General features: G+C 40.4%; 17 protein-coding genes. 6 read left to right on the top strand and 11 right to left on the bottom strand.

Annotation, left to right across the window (positions count from 1 at the left end):
- Nucleotides 1–73: 73 nt before the first annotated feature.
- Together HRJ06_RS01495 and HRJ06_RS01490 are read right to left on the bottom strand one after the other, a co-directional pair.
- Complete coding sequence (locus HRJ06_RS01495) at nt 74–391, bottom strand: hypothetical protein (protein WP_174727664.1); 318 nt, start codon at nt 389–391, stop codon at nt 74–76.
- A 314-nt stretch (nt 392–705) separates the two neighbouring features.
- Nucleotides 706–849: a hypothetical protein gene (locus HRJ06_RS01490; protein ID WP_174727661.1), complete on the bottom strand. Its 144-nt coding sequence runs from the start codon at nt 847–849 to the stop codon at nt 706–708.
- A 336-nt stretch (nt 850–1185) separates the two neighbouring features.
- Between HRJ06_RS01490 and HRJ06_RS01485 the strand changes: the two genes are divergently transcribed.
- Nucleotides 1186–1665, top strand: a complete 480-nt coding sequence (locus tag HRJ06_RS01485) for a glutathione peroxidase (protein ID WP_338421039.1) — start codon at nt 1186–1188, stop codon at nt 1663–1665.
- A gap of 33 nt (nt 1666–1698) precedes the next feature.
- Nucleotides 1699–2133, top strand: coding sequence for a MarR family winged helix-turn-helix transcriptional regulator (locus HRJ06_RS01480; RefSeq protein WP_174727655.1), 435 nt, complete (start codon nt 1699–1701; stop codon nt 2131–2133).
- 80 nt (nt 2134–2213) lie between these two features.
- Here HRJ06_RS01480 and HRJ06_RS01475 read toward each other — a convergent pair whose 3' ends face one another.
- Entirely contained in the window at nt 2214–2606 is a 393-nt protein-coding gene (locus HRJ06_RS01475) for a hypothetical protein (RefSeq protein ID WP_174727652.1), read from the bottom strand.
- Between the two features lie 296 nt (nt 2607–2902).
- Between HRJ06_RS01475 and HRJ06_RS01470 the strand changes: the two genes are divergently transcribed.
- A complete protein-coding gene (locus HRJ06_RS01470) occupies nt 2903–4735 on the top strand; it encodes a CocE/NonD family hydrolase (RefSeq protein ID WP_174727649.1) in 1833 nt (610 codons plus the stop codon).
- A 246-nt stretch (nt 4736–4981) separates the two neighbouring features.
- Here HRJ06_RS01470 and HRJ06_RS01465 read toward each other — a convergent pair whose 3' ends face one another.
- The 3 genes from HRJ06_RS01465 to HRJ06_RS01455 all read right to left on the bottom strand — a co-directional run bounded on the left by HRJ06_RS01465 (nt 4982) and on the right by HRJ06_RS01455 (nt 6987).
- Nucleotides 4982–5518, bottom strand: coding sequence for a flavin reductase family protein (locus HRJ06_RS01465; RefSeq protein WP_174727646.1), 537 nt, complete (start codon nt 5516–5518; stop codon nt 4982–4984).
- A 55-nt stretch (nt 5519–5573) separates the two neighbouring features.
- Nucleotides 5574–6329 (bottom strand): GTP cyclohydrolase II, encoded by a 756-nt coding sequence (locus tag HRJ06_RS01460; RefSeq protein ID WP_174727644.1) that lies wholly within the window; start codon nt 6327–6329, stop codon nt 5574–5576.
- Between the two features lie 274 nt (nt 6330–6603).
- Entirely contained in the window at nt 6604–6987 is a 384-nt protein-coding gene (locus HRJ06_RS01455; RefSeq protein ID WP_174727641.1) for a 2Fe-2S iron-sulfur cluster-binding protein, read from the bottom strand.
- A gap of 139 nt (nt 6988–7126) precedes the next feature.
- On the opposite strand from HRJ06_RS01455, the gene HRJ06_RS01450 reads away from it, so the two are divergent.
- The gene (locus HRJ06_RS01450; RefSeq protein WP_174727638.1) at nt 7127–7591 is read left to right on the top strand and encodes a hypothetical protein; all 465 of its coding nucleotides are present in this window, start codon (nt 7127–7129) and stop codon (nt 7589–7591) included.
- A 39-nt stretch (nt 7592–7630) separates the two neighbouring features.
- On the opposite strand, the gene HRJ06_RS01445 is transcribed toward HRJ06_RS01450, so the two are convergent.
- Both HRJ06_RS01445 and HRJ06_RS01440 read right to left on the bottom strand, forming a co-directional pair.
- Complete coding sequence (locus HRJ06_RS01445; protein WP_174727635.1) at nt 7631–8485, bottom strand: family 1 encapsulin nanocompartment shell protein; 855 nt, start codon at nt 8483–8485, stop codon at nt 7631–7633.
- Nucleotides 8486–8498: 13 nt separating this feature from the next.
- Nucleotides 8499–9083, bottom strand: a complete 585-nt coding sequence (locus HRJ06_RS01440; protein WP_242035100.1) for an IMEF encapsulin system ferritin-like cargo protein — start codon at nt 9081–9083, stop codon at nt 8499–8501.
- Nucleotides 9084–9426: 343 nt separating this feature from the next.
- Here HRJ06_RS01440 and HRJ06_RS01435 point away from each other — a divergent pair, with 343 nt between their 5' ends.
- Complete coding sequence (locus HRJ06_RS01435; RefSeq protein WP_174727632.1) at nt 9427–9669, top strand: YueH family protein; 243 nt, start codon at nt 9427–9429, stop codon at nt 9667–9669.
- Nucleotides 9670–9921: 252 nt separating this feature from the next.
- Here HRJ06_RS01435 and HRJ06_RS01430 read toward each other — a convergent pair whose 3' ends face one another.
- The 3 genes from HRJ06_RS01430 to nagE form a co-directional block, all read right to left on the bottom strand.
- Entirely contained in the window at nt 9922–10800 is an 879-nt protein-coding gene (locus tag HRJ06_RS01430) for an SMP-30/gluconolactonase/LRE family protein (RefSeq protein ID WP_174727629.1), read from the bottom strand.
- Nucleotides 10801–10957: 157 nt separating this feature from the next.
- Nucleotides 10958–11452 (bottom strand): YfiT family bacillithiol transferase, encoded by a 495-nt coding sequence (locus tag HRJ06_RS01425; RefSeq protein WP_174727626.1) that lies wholly within the window; start codon nt 11450–11452, stop codon nt 10958–10960.
- A gap of 223 nt (nt 11453–11675) precedes the next feature.
- Nucleotides 11676–13121, bottom strand: a complete 1446-nt coding sequence (nagE, locus tag HRJ06_RS01420; protein WP_174727623.1) for an N-acetylglucosamine-specific PTS transporter subunit IIBC — start codon at nt 13119–13121, stop codon at nt 11676–11678.
- 347 nt (nt 13122–13468) lie between these two features.
- On the opposite strand from nagE, the gene nagA reads away from it, so the two are divergent.
- Nucleotides 13469–14647 carry an N-acetylglucosamine-6-phosphate deacetylase gene (gene nagA / locus HRJ06_RS01415; protein WP_174727620.1) on the top strand — a complete coding sequence of 393 codons (1179 nt, stop codon included), beginning with the start codon at nt 13469–13471 and terminating at the stop codon, nt 14645–14647.
- The last annotated feature ends 1 nt before the right edge of the window (nt 14648 follow it).

Raw genomic sequence — 14648 nt, 5'->3', positions numbered from 1 at the left:
TAACCTAGACATCTTTTTTACACAGGCTTAGAAAGTTAATAAAACGGAACCAGCGGAAGGACTGATTCCGTTCTTATTTTTCTTTTTCTTTGATTTTCACACGAATACTTTCTAATTCTTCCAAACTCAGCTCACCCAGTGATTTTTTAATTTCCTCCTCAATCTGTTTTCTATTTGTTTCCCGGTATTGATCCCACCACTCTCGCAATCCCTCTGTATTAGTCAGAAGGTATTCGATATCAATTTCCTCTACTTCATCATCTGACAGATAATTCAATACAGCGGCTAGCAAGCGATTAAGTTTGCTTACCTCATCCTGGTTCTTGTCTGCTTTGGGTAATTCCACTACATTATCCGTTTCTCTACTAGCTGGGACAGGTTTTTTGGGCATTGAATGGCCTCCTAAAACTTTTTAAATATATTTTTAGTATTTCCAAAAAGATGAAAAGCACTATAGAAGAGAAAATTCCTGATCTCTCAACCCGAACAAATGCGCAAATACCAGTTAAGCGACGTATGTACTGGGGTAAACCGACTTGATATTAAGGAAACATGAAGAGCGAAGGCTATTTGAGGTTGTTTTATCGCAGGGAGACGGGCGAAGTACACGAGTGCTGGGCGCTGGGACTGAATGAAAATGGTCAACCATATAAATTCCGATAGTAAAAAAAGCACCCGGACATGGATGCCTTTAAGTACCCCATTTTATTTATAAATATCATCAGCATGCTCATAGCGAACCTTTTCAGAATTTAGTTTAGTATCTTTTCTATTCCTTTGTTCGGATGCAATTTCATTACAGTCATTACTAGTCTTTCTTTTTTCAGATGAATTATCATTAGACGACATTTTCTCACTCCTACTATTTTTGCGGTTATTTTGCCCGAATTTTTGCGAGGTCATCCCTTTTTGCAAACCCTTCTCATCAAAGAAACACTAATTAGGGTAATCTAAACCAACCAACCAAATTTTTCCTAACACGTATATAGGAAAACAGATGTACCCTTACCATAAGGTGGCTGTTTAGATACATCTATAAGATGTAACGGAAAGCATTTGTCCCGAATGCTTAAGCAAATTACTGTAACAACCCAAGGTGAAATAATCGCTGTTTACAATTCAATCGTATAAGATTAAATCGTACACAATATAAATGAGGCAATAATCAAATGAGGAGGAATGAAAGTGAAAACGATTTATGACTTTACTGTAAAAATGACAAATGGTGAGGAAAAGGCCTTAAAGGATTATGAAGGAAAGACCTTGTTAATTGTAAATACTGCGAGTAAATGTGGGTTAACTCCTCAGTTTGAAGGCCTGCAAAAATTATATGATGAATACAAAGACCAGGGTGTCGAAGTTCTTGGCTTCCCCTGCGATCAATTTAATCACCAAGAATTTGACAATATCGAAGAAACTACTGAATTTTGCCAAATAAATTATGGTGTGAAATTTCCTATTTTTGCAAAAATCGATGTGAACGGAGTAAATGAAGATCCACTCTTTACTTACCTAAAAGACCAAAAAATTGGTGTCCTCTCAAAAAAGATAAAGTGGAACTTCACTAAATTTCTGGTAGACAAAAACGGTCAAGTAGTTGAACGCTATGCTCCAACGACTGTACCAGATAAAATTAAGAATGATCTTCAACAAATTTTGTTATAGAAGAATGGAATGAATTCGAAAAGGGTGGACAGCTTGGAGGATTTTTTAACATTAGAAAACCAGCTTTGCTTTACAATCTATCAGACAGCAAGCGAGTTTAACAAACTATATACGGAGGCACTACAGCCATTTGGAATTACTTATCCTCAATATTTAGTCCTCTTAGCCTTATGGGAACACAAAGCAGTTACAGTAAAAGAGTTAGGAGAAATACTAAATCTGGGCACGGGGACATTAACCCCAATGATTAAAAGAATGGAAGCAAACGGCTGGGTGAAAAAGGAGCGATCCACAACAGACGAACGAAACGTTTGGATTACCTTACAACCAAAGGCTGTCGAACAAAAACAAGCAATAACAGAAAAAATCACTAAAGAAGTACAATCCTGCCACATTGGGTTAGAGGAATACCAGCTGCTTATGAAGCAATTGGATAGTCTGCGTCAGAAATTAAAAACAAGAAAATAATCCTGGTGCGCTGGCACTCTCAGTTGGTTTTACAGCCCTTATGATCGGGAGTGCCCCGTTCCAACCATGTCAGTGGAAAGTTACTCCTCTTGAACATCAAGGTTTTTATAGAAATCATCGACTATTGGGTGAATATCTGGTTTTGTATAATAATAATGATCATTTACTTCTGTTAGGCCAAAATGAAAGGCTGCTTCTCCCCCTTTAAAAAGAATAATGGAATATCGCCACCCATCCCTTTGCTCCTGGTTTACCTCTGGAATAAACCTTATATCTTTCAGCTCGGCCAAAAACCCCTCTATTACCCGAATATCTGTAATTGTTTTCTTATAGCCTGTACTTCCATCCACTATCGTTATCTTATTTACTTCATTAAAGTCTCCCTCAAAAAATTGAGATAATGTTTTTGCCTCTAAATTACATCCTGCCAAAGTAAACACAAATAGTATAAGCAGACCGCTTAGTCCTTTCATAATACATCACCCCCATATTTAGTTACAAACTCCTTTCTCTTCGTAAGGTTTTCACAATCCAAGGGATCCTCAGAAACATCCTTATACATTAATTTCGCTATCCCCTTTAAATCATCCTTGATTAATCTTGTTTTTTCAAGAAACCAAAACATAGAATCAAATTCTTCTTTTTGTACACTCCGTTCCTATACTACCTTTAGCCTATTGCAGATAGTAAGTTTATCGTATTTAATAACAATCGAAATATACGTATCATTATAATGTAAGCATTTACAGAATATTAGGAGGTAACTAGTATGCATTGGAGAAATTTTCGAGTTGTTATTTCACTTCTTATATTGGTCAGTCTATTGACAGATCTTGCTCTAGTTAATGCTGCCTCGGCAAAAAGCAACTCTAAGAAGCCCACAGTGGAGACGCAAGTCCAGGAATGGGAAGCAGCTGCCTATGAGCGTCCAGAACAGTACTCAAGCTATATCACCGAAAAAGATATCTTTATTACGATGAGAGACGGAGTCATTTTGGCGGCCGATGTACACAGGCCTGATGGACCAGGGCCGTTCCCTGTCATCCTGACTCAAACACCTTATAATAAAAACCAAAACGGCAGTGAGAACCTTAACGAATATTTTATTAAACGAGGGTATGCCCATATGGTCGTCGATGTGCGCGGAACCGGAACCTCTCAAGGAACCTGGGATTCATTTGGGGAAGCGGAACAGCGCGATGGCAAAGAGTTAGTTGAATGGGCCGCCAGGCAGCCTTGGAGTACTGGAAAGGTTGGATTGTACGGCTCTTCCTACCGGGCAATCAATCAGCTGTTTACAGCTGCCCAGCAGCCTGAAGGCTTGGAAGCCATATTTCCGGTTGTCCCAATGGCAGATGTATATCGGGATATCATTATGTCTGGAGGATTAGTCAATACTGGGTTTATTCCCCTTTGGCTAGGCCTGGTCACAGGAAGCGGTTTACTGCCTCCTACTTATACACTCTCAGAACCGATCATGGCAGCAAACGTATTGCTAAGCCACGCTGGGCAAACAACTGGCTATCAAACAAATACACTTAGTTCAGCTATTACAGGTGGAGACTTTGCCTACGATGGACCAGCTTCATGGCTTCGCTCCCCTATTACGGTCGCTGATGAAATTAACGTGCCAGCCTTCTTTTCAGGGGGATTGCATGATTTATTTCAAAGAGGTACTCCTCTCCTATATGAAAAATTAAAAGTAAACGGAGTCGAGGCTAAGCTTTTAATGGGCAACTGGACTCACGGCGATTACGGCAGCGGATTGCCTGCAAATAATGTCCCTGTACTCGACCAAATCGCGTTAAGATGGTTCGACCAATATTTAATGGGGATCGAAACAAACACAGAGAAGATTCCCGATGTTACCCAATTTGTGATTGGCCAAGATGAGTTTCAGGTACAGCCAGGCTGGCCGCACCAACAGGCCGAGGCAGACAGGTATTATCTTCGTGCTGGAAATCTGCTGACAAAGGAAACTCCATCAGCAATTGAGCCTTCAAAGACGATGCTCCAGCAGCCATTCAACGGGATATGCTCTGGCAGTACTAATCAATGGACCGCTGGCATCCCAAGTGCCCTTCCTTGTACAAAGGATAATCGTTTAACTGAAGCAACAGAAGTCACCTATACAACCGCACCAGTTAATTCTGATTTAAAAATATCGGGGCCAATAGCCGCTAAGATTTTTGCAAAAACAACAGCTAAAGAGCTTGTTCTATCCGTACGTATAACAGATGTTGCACCGGACGGAAGTTCTAGCGAGATTACCGCCGGCTGGCTCGCAGCTTCTCATCGGGCTATTGATGAGACGAAAAGCAGATACTTAAATGGGGAAAATATTCAGCCTTGGCACCCTTTCACAAAGGTTGCTGCAATGGATGTAATCCCAAATGAGGTAATGGAGTTAGATATTGAAATATTTCCTACTAATGTTGTCATAAAAGAGGGCCATAGACTGCGTGTGGCCATTGGTCCAAGCGACTTCCCGCACTCCATGTCGCCAGCCCCTCAGCTGCTGAATCAACTCGGAGGAATAGCAACTATTTTAAGCAACAAAGCTTATCCATCTTCTATCGTTTTACCAGTAGTAGAGAATTAACATGGAAAAAAACCGGACTGATGGCTTAGGGAAGTCCGAATAATTGCCTTGTTCGGCCAACTCTAGATGGACCTTGCTCCATGCTGTCTGAATAACAGGCTAATTCGAAACCCTATAACCAAAACCGAGGAATTCAGCCCTATAGTCCAAGGAATATGAACAGACCAAATCAAATATGATTTGGTCTGTTCTTTTAAGGCTATTATAGACTTCGAGAAACGGATCCATCAGTCCCTTTTCTTGTTTTTAAGATTGATCATCAAAACCCGTTAATGGAACGACAGCATCCTCGGGTACCCCGCCTTCCCGTTCCATCAAATGATTGACGGTAAGGCTTTGTTTCTCTGGGTGAAGGATCTCAGAAGACAGGACATTGCCAATCACAAGCAGAAAATCGCAGTTATCAATGATTTGTGCTACCTCACAGTCAAAATAGGCTTGTGAGTTTTTTAAAATTGGACATCCCGTTTCTTTATAAATAAACTCTTCTTCACCCATCGATGCTATATCCTGATCTCCTTTAAAGAAACGATCCATTAGAGGCTCTTGGTCCTCAGCAGTCATGCTAAGCGCAAATTTCCGTCCACGTGTGACTATTTCTGCACCCTCCATCTCCTTAGGGAAGCAAACAAGCATCTGCGGCGGCTCGTGTGAACATTGAGTCACCCAGCACCCATTATGGAAATGGGTTCTCTCTCCATCTCTGGTTGAAATAAAGAACCCGCCTCGTAATCGCCTATTATAGACTTCTTCTACAGGGTCTAATTTTGACTTTGTATCCATTTTTTAAAACCTCCATATATTTCAAGTTGATATTCCAAATCCAACAGGGTTCCCGTCAATCTTTCGGACATGTCCCCTCGTTCTCAAAATGACCGGAACGTTTGACTTTTGTCTGCAAATAGCTCGCGTTAAATTCAGAAACATCTCCCCAAAGCTGCACCCGGTCAGTAACTTCCAAACCAGAGTTTTTTAAGGCTTCGAGCTTCTTTGGATTATTTGTCATAAGAGTTACAGGCTTAGATCTTAATGCTTTTAAAACTTTAATTGCATCTTCATAGTTTCTTGAATCATCAACGAAACCGAGTCCCTCATTTGCTTCCACCGTATCAAAGCCGTTCTCCTGAAGCACGTAGGCCATTGCCTTGCTAAACAGGCCAATACCCCTTCCTTCATGGTTCGCCAAGTAAAATAGTGCACCTGTTCCGTGCTCTGTAATCATTTTCATAGACTGCTTTAACTGGTAGCCGCAATCGCACCGCTTGCTGCCAAATATATCACCGGTGTGGCAAATTGAATGCATCCTAATAATCGCTTCTTCTCCATATGAAAAATCACCATACGCAAGAACACTTGATTGCTGAAATTCAGCTAAGTTAGCAGACGACAATTTTTCAATAATTTCCCCTAGGTCATCGGTTTCTTCTTCACAATTCAGCCAGCAATACCATTGGAATTCAACCGTCTCACCATACAGGTTAACGGGCAGCCGGATCGGACCAACCAAATAAATTGCTCCATTATCGGTATCAATGTATTGAATTTTATCTTCCAGAACAGAAAGAACTTTTGAATCAAACCCTACTGATGTCATTTTGATTACCTCGTTTTTTCTTAGTTTGAATAGAAATGAAGTTTATTATTTGTTCTGGACAAAATTCCTTGGGAACACAACAAGTATAAAGGAATTAATGCTATTTTAAAAATAGGCAGCAAAGTGGAAGACAAAAGGTGAACTGGTGCTTTTTAAGCACCTAGATTACTCCCGGACTGCCCCGCCTGGAGAGAAATCAACCGGCAATTTTATAGAAGCGAAAAAAATAAAAAATTCCGCTTGGAACTTTCTTTGTTCAAATAAAATTCAAAATTTATATTTTGGCCGTAGCCTGGCAGGCGAGCCTTATGCCTTGTGTCTCTCTTCCAGCTAATTTTTGTTGTTCCTGAGCAGTTGGCCCCGATAACAATTGTCCCCCTGACAGAACGGCAAGTTCACAGCGTCCGCAGGTCCCTTTTTTGCATTTGAATTCAATTGGAATGTTTTCGCTCAAGGCTGAATCTAGAAGGGTACTGTGTTTAACCAGTTTTATATCAAATTTTTTTCCGTGTTGCTGTACTTTGATAACCGTTCCTGCAGCTTGGTTTTGAGCTACCTTCCGCTTCGATCCATCTACTCTAAGCTTGCCTTGTTCTGGCTCCATTATTGCCGGAGATTCACGACCAGGAATCAGCGAGCCGACAGTTAATTTCTTCATATTCTCCTCCCACTTTGAATAATAGACACAATTTTTTCAAGAGTTTTCTGTGAATTCACTTGAATTTTTAAACCAATCACTTTACAATGATAATGAGAATTATTTTCAATAACAGTTTCTTTCCAGGAGGTTAATCAGTATGGCACACCAAGTAAAAGGCTTAAAAGACATCTATGCGATTCTTGCGAATGAACGGAAATTGGGAGGCGTTATTGAGACTGCCTTTATTCGCTTGCGATCCGGGGAAGAGTATCCCAATGCCGTTATTACGAATGTTGATGTAATGGGCTCTGCCTTTTATTCAATTAGCTTTGTAAGTCAAGATGGTATGCATATGATTGTCAATGTTGCTGAAATAGGAATGATTTCTGCCCCTGTTCATAAAAAAATCGTTGATCTGGAAAACCAGGCTTATAGAAAAATAAGAACAGCTGAAAAACTTAGATACTTAATGCGTCTTTACGAAGTCAATGAAGGCAGCAAAAATCCATTTTTCCTTGAAGAAGCTAAAATGCTGATTCAAGATATAGGCACAGACGCTGCAAAACAAAAAGTCGATATCACTTATATAGAGGAATCCCCTAAACTATACTCAATCGCATAATCATAAAAAAGGGTCTGCATCACGCAGACCCTTTTATTTTTACTCATTTCCCTCAGGATCTTCTAAGGTACAGATCGCACTTGGGCGTTTAACCCGAAGTACTGCTGCTTCATAAACACGGAAAATAAAATTCATGTTTTCATCATCGAGAAAGGCTGTCTCAAAATCCTGGCCGATTGCAAGATCAAGATTTTGTCTGCCTGCATCAACAACAACCCCGCGCTTGCCCTGAATCATTGGTGACTGATACACTCCAGCAGCCATCAATTCTCGGACATGCTGAATTTCAAGGACATTCGTTCCCTGATGGACACGGTGCAGCAAAGCATACAGCTCTGGAGACAGGACAAGTGCATAAGGGCCTGTATGTCCCATCGTGAGCAGCTTGTTTCGCGCCTCAACTACATCTGCAAACGCATTCCCGGATTGCATCCAATCACTGCGAATGTGGGTTAGCTTACCTTTCGTATTCATGAGTCCCTCTAATCCGAATCGATCCGAACCATTAAAAATTAAGTCATCTTCCAACAATGCGCATTGCTGAGCTGCATTCGCAGCTGGTGAAAAGTCAATCGGGTTATCGAGTGCCCTGGCAAATTCAATATCCCGGCGGTACAGGATAAAATCCTTATACAAAAGTGGTACAGTCAGATTCACTCTCCTAGTTGGAGTAGACAGCTCCGTTTCCTCACCGTGAAGGCTAACTCCGCCTAGCTCTGGTTTTTCGTAAACATCATTAGTTACCGTTTGAACTCCTTCGCCTAGCGGACCGTATAAATCGATAAAACGGCGTCCAACAAGCTGTGAGGCTGCCGTTTTCACCACCATTTCATCCAGCTCGTTCCATTGCTGATGGCTAAGCGGTGCGTCATGATAAATCGTAGCTTTATTCATATTTTCCCCTTCCCTATATGTTTTTTAAGCTTCCAACTGTAAGTCCTCTCTTTGGGACTCTTGCAGAGCTCTCAAGCTCCTTTTGATTGGAATTTCTCTGATACTTATCAATTTTCAAATTGCCAGTCACATGTTCCTTTTCGTCGGTCGGAGTACCTGCACTGAGGTTAATGCCCTCATAATCATCATTTAGGTCCTGGACCATTTGTTTAATTTCCTGATAATCTGCATCAGTCATATTCCGCATTCCCTGTATGGCCTCTTCATGTTCTGTGTCTTTGAAACTGAATAACGACAAGTCCAAATGTTCTAAAAAGTTATGTAATCCAAACTTTTCAAGGCTGATATCCTGAAGCAGGCGGATAAACTCTCCCTGATTCGGATCAAGTGGCTCCTTCAGTGCCGCTTCAATTTTCGGAAGCAAAATATTTATCCGATCAAGCCGGTGTTCTTCTTCCTCGTATATATGGTGCCAGTAAAGGCGTTCATGGTCATCCTTTGAATTCTCGATAACAGGCGTTATAATCCCCATAAAATCATGGATACCCTGCCTCGTGCTTTCCAAAATTTTTTGCAGACCGGGAAATACATTTTCCAACCGATTCCCTCCCTTTTTTAAAATCCTGTTTATACCATAATATCCCACCCTGGACAGGTTAAACCTTTTTACAGGTTATTTTGTTAAAAAAGAGATTGGGAACGAAGAGAAGTAAACGAGAAGTTTCCATGAGTCCTTTCGATACCCTTTTTTAGCTTTCTTAGACGGCTAGCTCATAATGATTCTAATAGAGAGTAGGCTTACTGCGGTAATTTGACAATTTACCTGTTTTTATTACGTTTATTTCATTTTGTTTAAAAAGCATGTACCGCCCTCATAAAAATCAATTTCACCTCTAATAGTGTAAGTGAACAAACTAAAACTAACTTAAGGGTGATCAAAAATGTTATATGGTCTAACTACCAAGTCACGAGATAAACTGACAGAAGTTTATATCAATAACCTCACAGATACCACCATTATTATTGCGATACCGGAAATTCACTGGTCTATAATAATCTCAGCGGTAGAATCGGAGGCAATCCAATATGAAAGCATTCTGCGTTCTCTAGTGTTTCAGCTTTTTCAAGGAAATGCAGAAGAACTTACTAAGGAAATTACCTTGTTGTTAAAAGCAAGAAGATAAGCAGATCAGCCTTGCAGATATTTTAAGGTCTAGAGATGCTTTGTTAACTTTCATACGTTTAAAAGATTTGAAAGTGGTTGTAGCATAACTTTTTTATTTAAGGTTACTATTACTATTCCTTATAGAGAATCTAGTATATGTCAATTTGACACCATTCACCGTCAATTCAACTGACTTTGAGCACCGTATGGTCGTAATACAAATTAAGCTGCCAAATCGGCAGCTTGAATGGATTTATTAAACTTTAACTTGTTACCCTTTAAACTTATAAGCAGGAAGCCCTTTTACTCCAGGTTTGATTTTAAAAACTCCTCCTGTGTTTGGATAAATCGCAAGGTCTTTGTCTGCCAACCCGGTTCTGGCGGTTGTAATGTATAACTCACTTAAATCTGAACCGCCGAAGGTACAGGAGGTTACATTTAAGGCCGGGATAGGTATAACCGTTAATTGCTCTCCTGTTGACGGATTCCATCTCGAAACTCTGGCGCCGCCCCAATGAGCGATCCACAGCATTCCTTCTTCATCAATCGTCATGCCATCAGGGTTTCCTTCCCCTTTTGAAAAACGGACAATTTCTAAAGGATTCTCAATTCGTCCGGTTTCAAGACCATAGTTAAACCTGACTACTTTTTTAGTAGGTGTATCAATAAAATACATATATTTATGGTCCGGTGACCAGGCTAATCCATTTGAAATGCTGATATCAGTTAGTTTTTTAGATACGTTTAAATCTGTTTCCACACAGTATAATGCGCCCTTTTCTTTCTTGCCTGCTACATCCATTGTCCCAGCCCAAAAACGTCCAGAAGGATCACACTTTCCATCATTGAAACGATTTTCTTGCATATGTTCTTCTGGGTTGAAGATCGGGCTAACTTCTTCGGTGTCAAAGTTTAGAAAATGAAAGCCTTTTTCCAGCGCAACTACGGCACCGCCAGATTTTCTTGGCACAATCGCCCCTACAGATTGGTCCAAGGGAATGACACGATTATCACCGGTAGCTGGATTGTATAAGTTCACCTTTTTCTCTAAAATATCAACCCAGTATAAAAGTTGATTTGTATTATCCCAACAAGACCCCTCTCCTAAGGAAGCCTTTGCATCAATAACCAATTCTAAAGTTCTCAGCACTAAAAAAACCTCCTATTATTATCCAGATTATCCCCCTGAAAAATATTTGTCTATACTAATCTCACATTCTCGAAAAAACGTTTAAAATTAATGTCTCTGGATACAACTATGTACATTACACCGCTATAAGAAAGCCAAATTTAAGATAGAGCAGCTGCTAAATGGATATGTGCGAGATGATACGGCCATGCCAGGCATATATACCAATGTTTTCTCCTATCGAAACCTCACCTAAATCCGGGTGTGAAAATGTCCTTTCAAGATCGGCAGCACTTAAATTCCGAAAAAGATAGACCCAGCGTTTATGGAGCGATTCAAGAAGATCAATGCTAAGATCTATTGGCAATTTTGAATCTGAAAGTTCAGCCCATCTAGCCTCAGTATAGGGCTTTATTACAGGTTTGTGTTCTGTAAGAGCTAATTTAAAACGGACATAGGCATTCATATGACTATCCGCTAGATGATGGATTACTTGGCGAACAGTCCACCCCCCAGAACGGTATGGTATATCGAGATGTCCCTTATCAAGGTCTTTTACAGTATCTCTTAATAATCGAGGTAATTCCTCAATCTCATTTACCCATCTATTAATCACATTTTTCGTTATATCACCGTCAAATTGAAATTGGCCAATTGGATACTGTTTGTCCACCCCTATTCTCCTCCTTTAAAATACCATGATTTTACCCAAAGTTCTTTATAGCACTATCTCATTAGAAATTAAACTTATTATTTAGTTCTCGATATTTCATTTCAAGTCCTTTATAACCGTCAATTAATATAAATAAAAAACTCATGTAAAAACCTGTTTTCCAATATAAAAGGCCTTCCCCTCAAGTTTTGAGGGAAAGGCCTTTGGGTGTGAACTAATCAGTTTATTTTTTTCTTATTTTCATGATTTCGTCAGCAACGAATTGAACTTGTGTTCCGACAATAACCTGGATGTTCTTTTTACTTACAATGTTAATGCCCGGAACTCCAGTAGCTTTAATCTTTTTCTGATCTACTGCGTCCATATCTTTTACTTCGAGACGAAGTCGTGTTACACAATTATCAACAGAAACGACGTTGTCATCTCCGCCAAGTCCTTCGTATATCTGAGCTGCCATAATAGATACTTTGTCTTTACCAGTTACGACTGCTCCGTCACCGCCTAATGCCTCATCTTCTTCACGGCCTGGAGTTGTTAGATTAAATTTAGTAATTAAGAAACGGAATAAGAAGTAATAAATCACACCGAATACTAAACCTTGCACTAATAGCATATATGGCATGTTCGCAAGCGGAAGTCTTGAACTTAATACAAAGTCAATAAGACCTGCGCTGAAACCAAAACCAGCAGTCCAGTCAAACATTGAAGCAATTGCCAAGGATAGACCTGTTAATGCTGCGTGAACTACATATAGAGCTGGTGCTACAAACATAAATGCGAATTCAAGTGGCTCTGTAACCCCAGTAAGGAAGGAAGCAAAACCTGCAGCGAGCATTAATGAGGCTACTTGCTTTTTCTTTTTTGATTTAGCTGTGTGATACATAGCCAAACCTGCAGCAGGCAGACCGAACATCATGATTGGGAAGAATCCAGCTTGATACATGCCTGTTACTCCCTTTTCACCAGTTCCTGCCCAGAAGTTTCCGATATCATTAATTCCAGCTACATCAAACCAGAAAACAGAGTTAAGCGCGTGGTGCAATCCTGTTGGAATTAACAGTCTGTTAAAGAATCCGTACAGTCCAGCTCCAGCAGCACCTAAGCTGCTTATTCCTGTACCAAACGATACTAAACCAGAATAAACGAGCGGCCAAACGAAGAATAATACAACCGAAGCAACAATCATTGAAGCAGCAGTCATAATTGGAACAAGCCGTTTTCCACTAAAGAACGCGAGAGCATCCGGCAATTTCACATGGCTGAACCTGTTATACATCATAGAAGCAATAATACCGGAAAGAATACCAACGAAGGCATTTCCAATTTTTCCGAACGCAGGATCAACAGCATCCACTTCAACTCCCTGCAGCATCGCTACAGAACCCGGAGAAAGTAATGTTGTTGTTACCAAGAAAGCGACCAGACCACTGATTGCCGCAGAGCCGTCACGGTCTTTGGCCATCCCCAGAGCAACACCGACAGCAAAAAGGATTGGAATGTTGTCGATAATCGACGCACCCGCTTTTATTAAGAATGCAGCTGTCGCACTCTCAGCACCCCAGCCTGTAGGGTCAATCCAATAACCAATACCCATTAAAATGGCCGCTGCTGGCAATACAGCAACAGGCAACATTAATGAACGGCCAAGTCTCTGTAAATAATTCATCATTTTAACCCACTCCTATCAATTATGAATCTTGAGCAAAAGAAACAGAAAATAATTGCAAATCCAACCCGAACACAAAACTTCGGAGAAAGCCCTTTCATCCTCCTTAATACTAAAATCAAACAAGATGTAAACGTATTTTAGCATATGATCAATATAGATGTCTATACCAATTAATATATTTAAAGATTAAACTAAAACGCTTTCAATCCTATCTTGTTAACTATTAAACTTATTTTTTTGCTTTTAAGGCAGCAGTATCTACTCTATCAACTGGTATATATATGTATAGACAACCATACCGTATGGTGATATTCTAAACATATAATCCAAATGGTGGTGTGTGAACGATGAAAAAGAACATATTATTGCGAAACTCTTCTATATATACCGAAAACGGTGTCATTGAAAATGGTTACCTTAAAATCAGCGATCATATTATTTCTGAAGCTGGCTCTTTAGGAGAAAATCCTAGCAGCGAGAACTTTGAAATTATTGAGTTGACATCCAAGCACAAAATAATTCCTGGGATGATTGACGTCCATATTCATGGTGTTAATGGGGCTGATACGATGGATGCCACTCCAGAAGCACTAGAAACGATGGCCAGAGCTCTGCCTGGAGAGGGAACAACAAGTTTCCTGGCTACAACTATAACCCAAGAGCAAGCTGCGATTGAATCTGCACTCGAAAACGCGGGGCATTATATGAAAAATCAAAGACCCGGAATAGCTGAAGCAGTCGGCATTCATTTAGAAGGGCCTTTTATTAATGAGAATAAAGCAGGTGCACAGCCGCAGGGTCATATCATTGATCCTGATTTAGTCTTGTTCAAAAAATGGCAGGCCCTCAGTCATGATACGATCAGGCTGGTGACGTTAGCTCCAGAGCAGCCTGGCGGTGAGCAGCTGATTCAGCATTTGAAGGAACATAACATTATTCCATCAATTGGACATTCAGATGCAACATTCGCACAAGTTGAAGAAGCTATCAAAAACGGCTTGTCCCACGCAACCCATTTGTATAATCAGATGAGCAGCTTCCATCACCGAGAGCCAGGTGTTGTCGGAGCAGCCCTTTTGAAAGATGAATTAATGGTCGAAATTATCTCTGATGGGGTACACGCCAGGCCTGAGGCGGTAGAATTAGCTTTTCGTCAAAAAACAGCCAACAGACTTGTCTTGGTCACCGATTCAATGCGGGCAAAATGCCTGAAAAACGGCACATATGACTTGGGCGGACAAGAAGTAACCGTAACAGATGATAAAGCAGTATTAGCAGATGGAACCCTAGCAGGGAGTATCCTTCGTATGGGACAGGCCTTTAAAAATATTATTGAATTTACAGGATGCTCTGTAGCCGATGCTATTTCAATGTCTTCTACTAATTCTGCTAAAGAGTTAGGGCTGTTTGAGCGTAAAGGAAGCATTAAACCTGGAAAAGATGCTGATATTGTCGTCCTCGATGAGAATAATGAAATATATATGACCTTTTGCCGAGGCCAGCTTGCATTTAAGAAAGGAGAATAAC

The organism is Mesobacillus harenae (assembly GCF_013343715.1).
Classification (GTDB): Bacteria; Bacillota; Bacilli; order Bacillales; family Cytobacillaceae; genus Mesobacillus_A; species Mesobacillus_A harenae.
The sequence above is the reverse complement of the archived record's forward strand: the minus strand, read 5'-3'. Positions and strand labels throughout refer to the sequence as shown.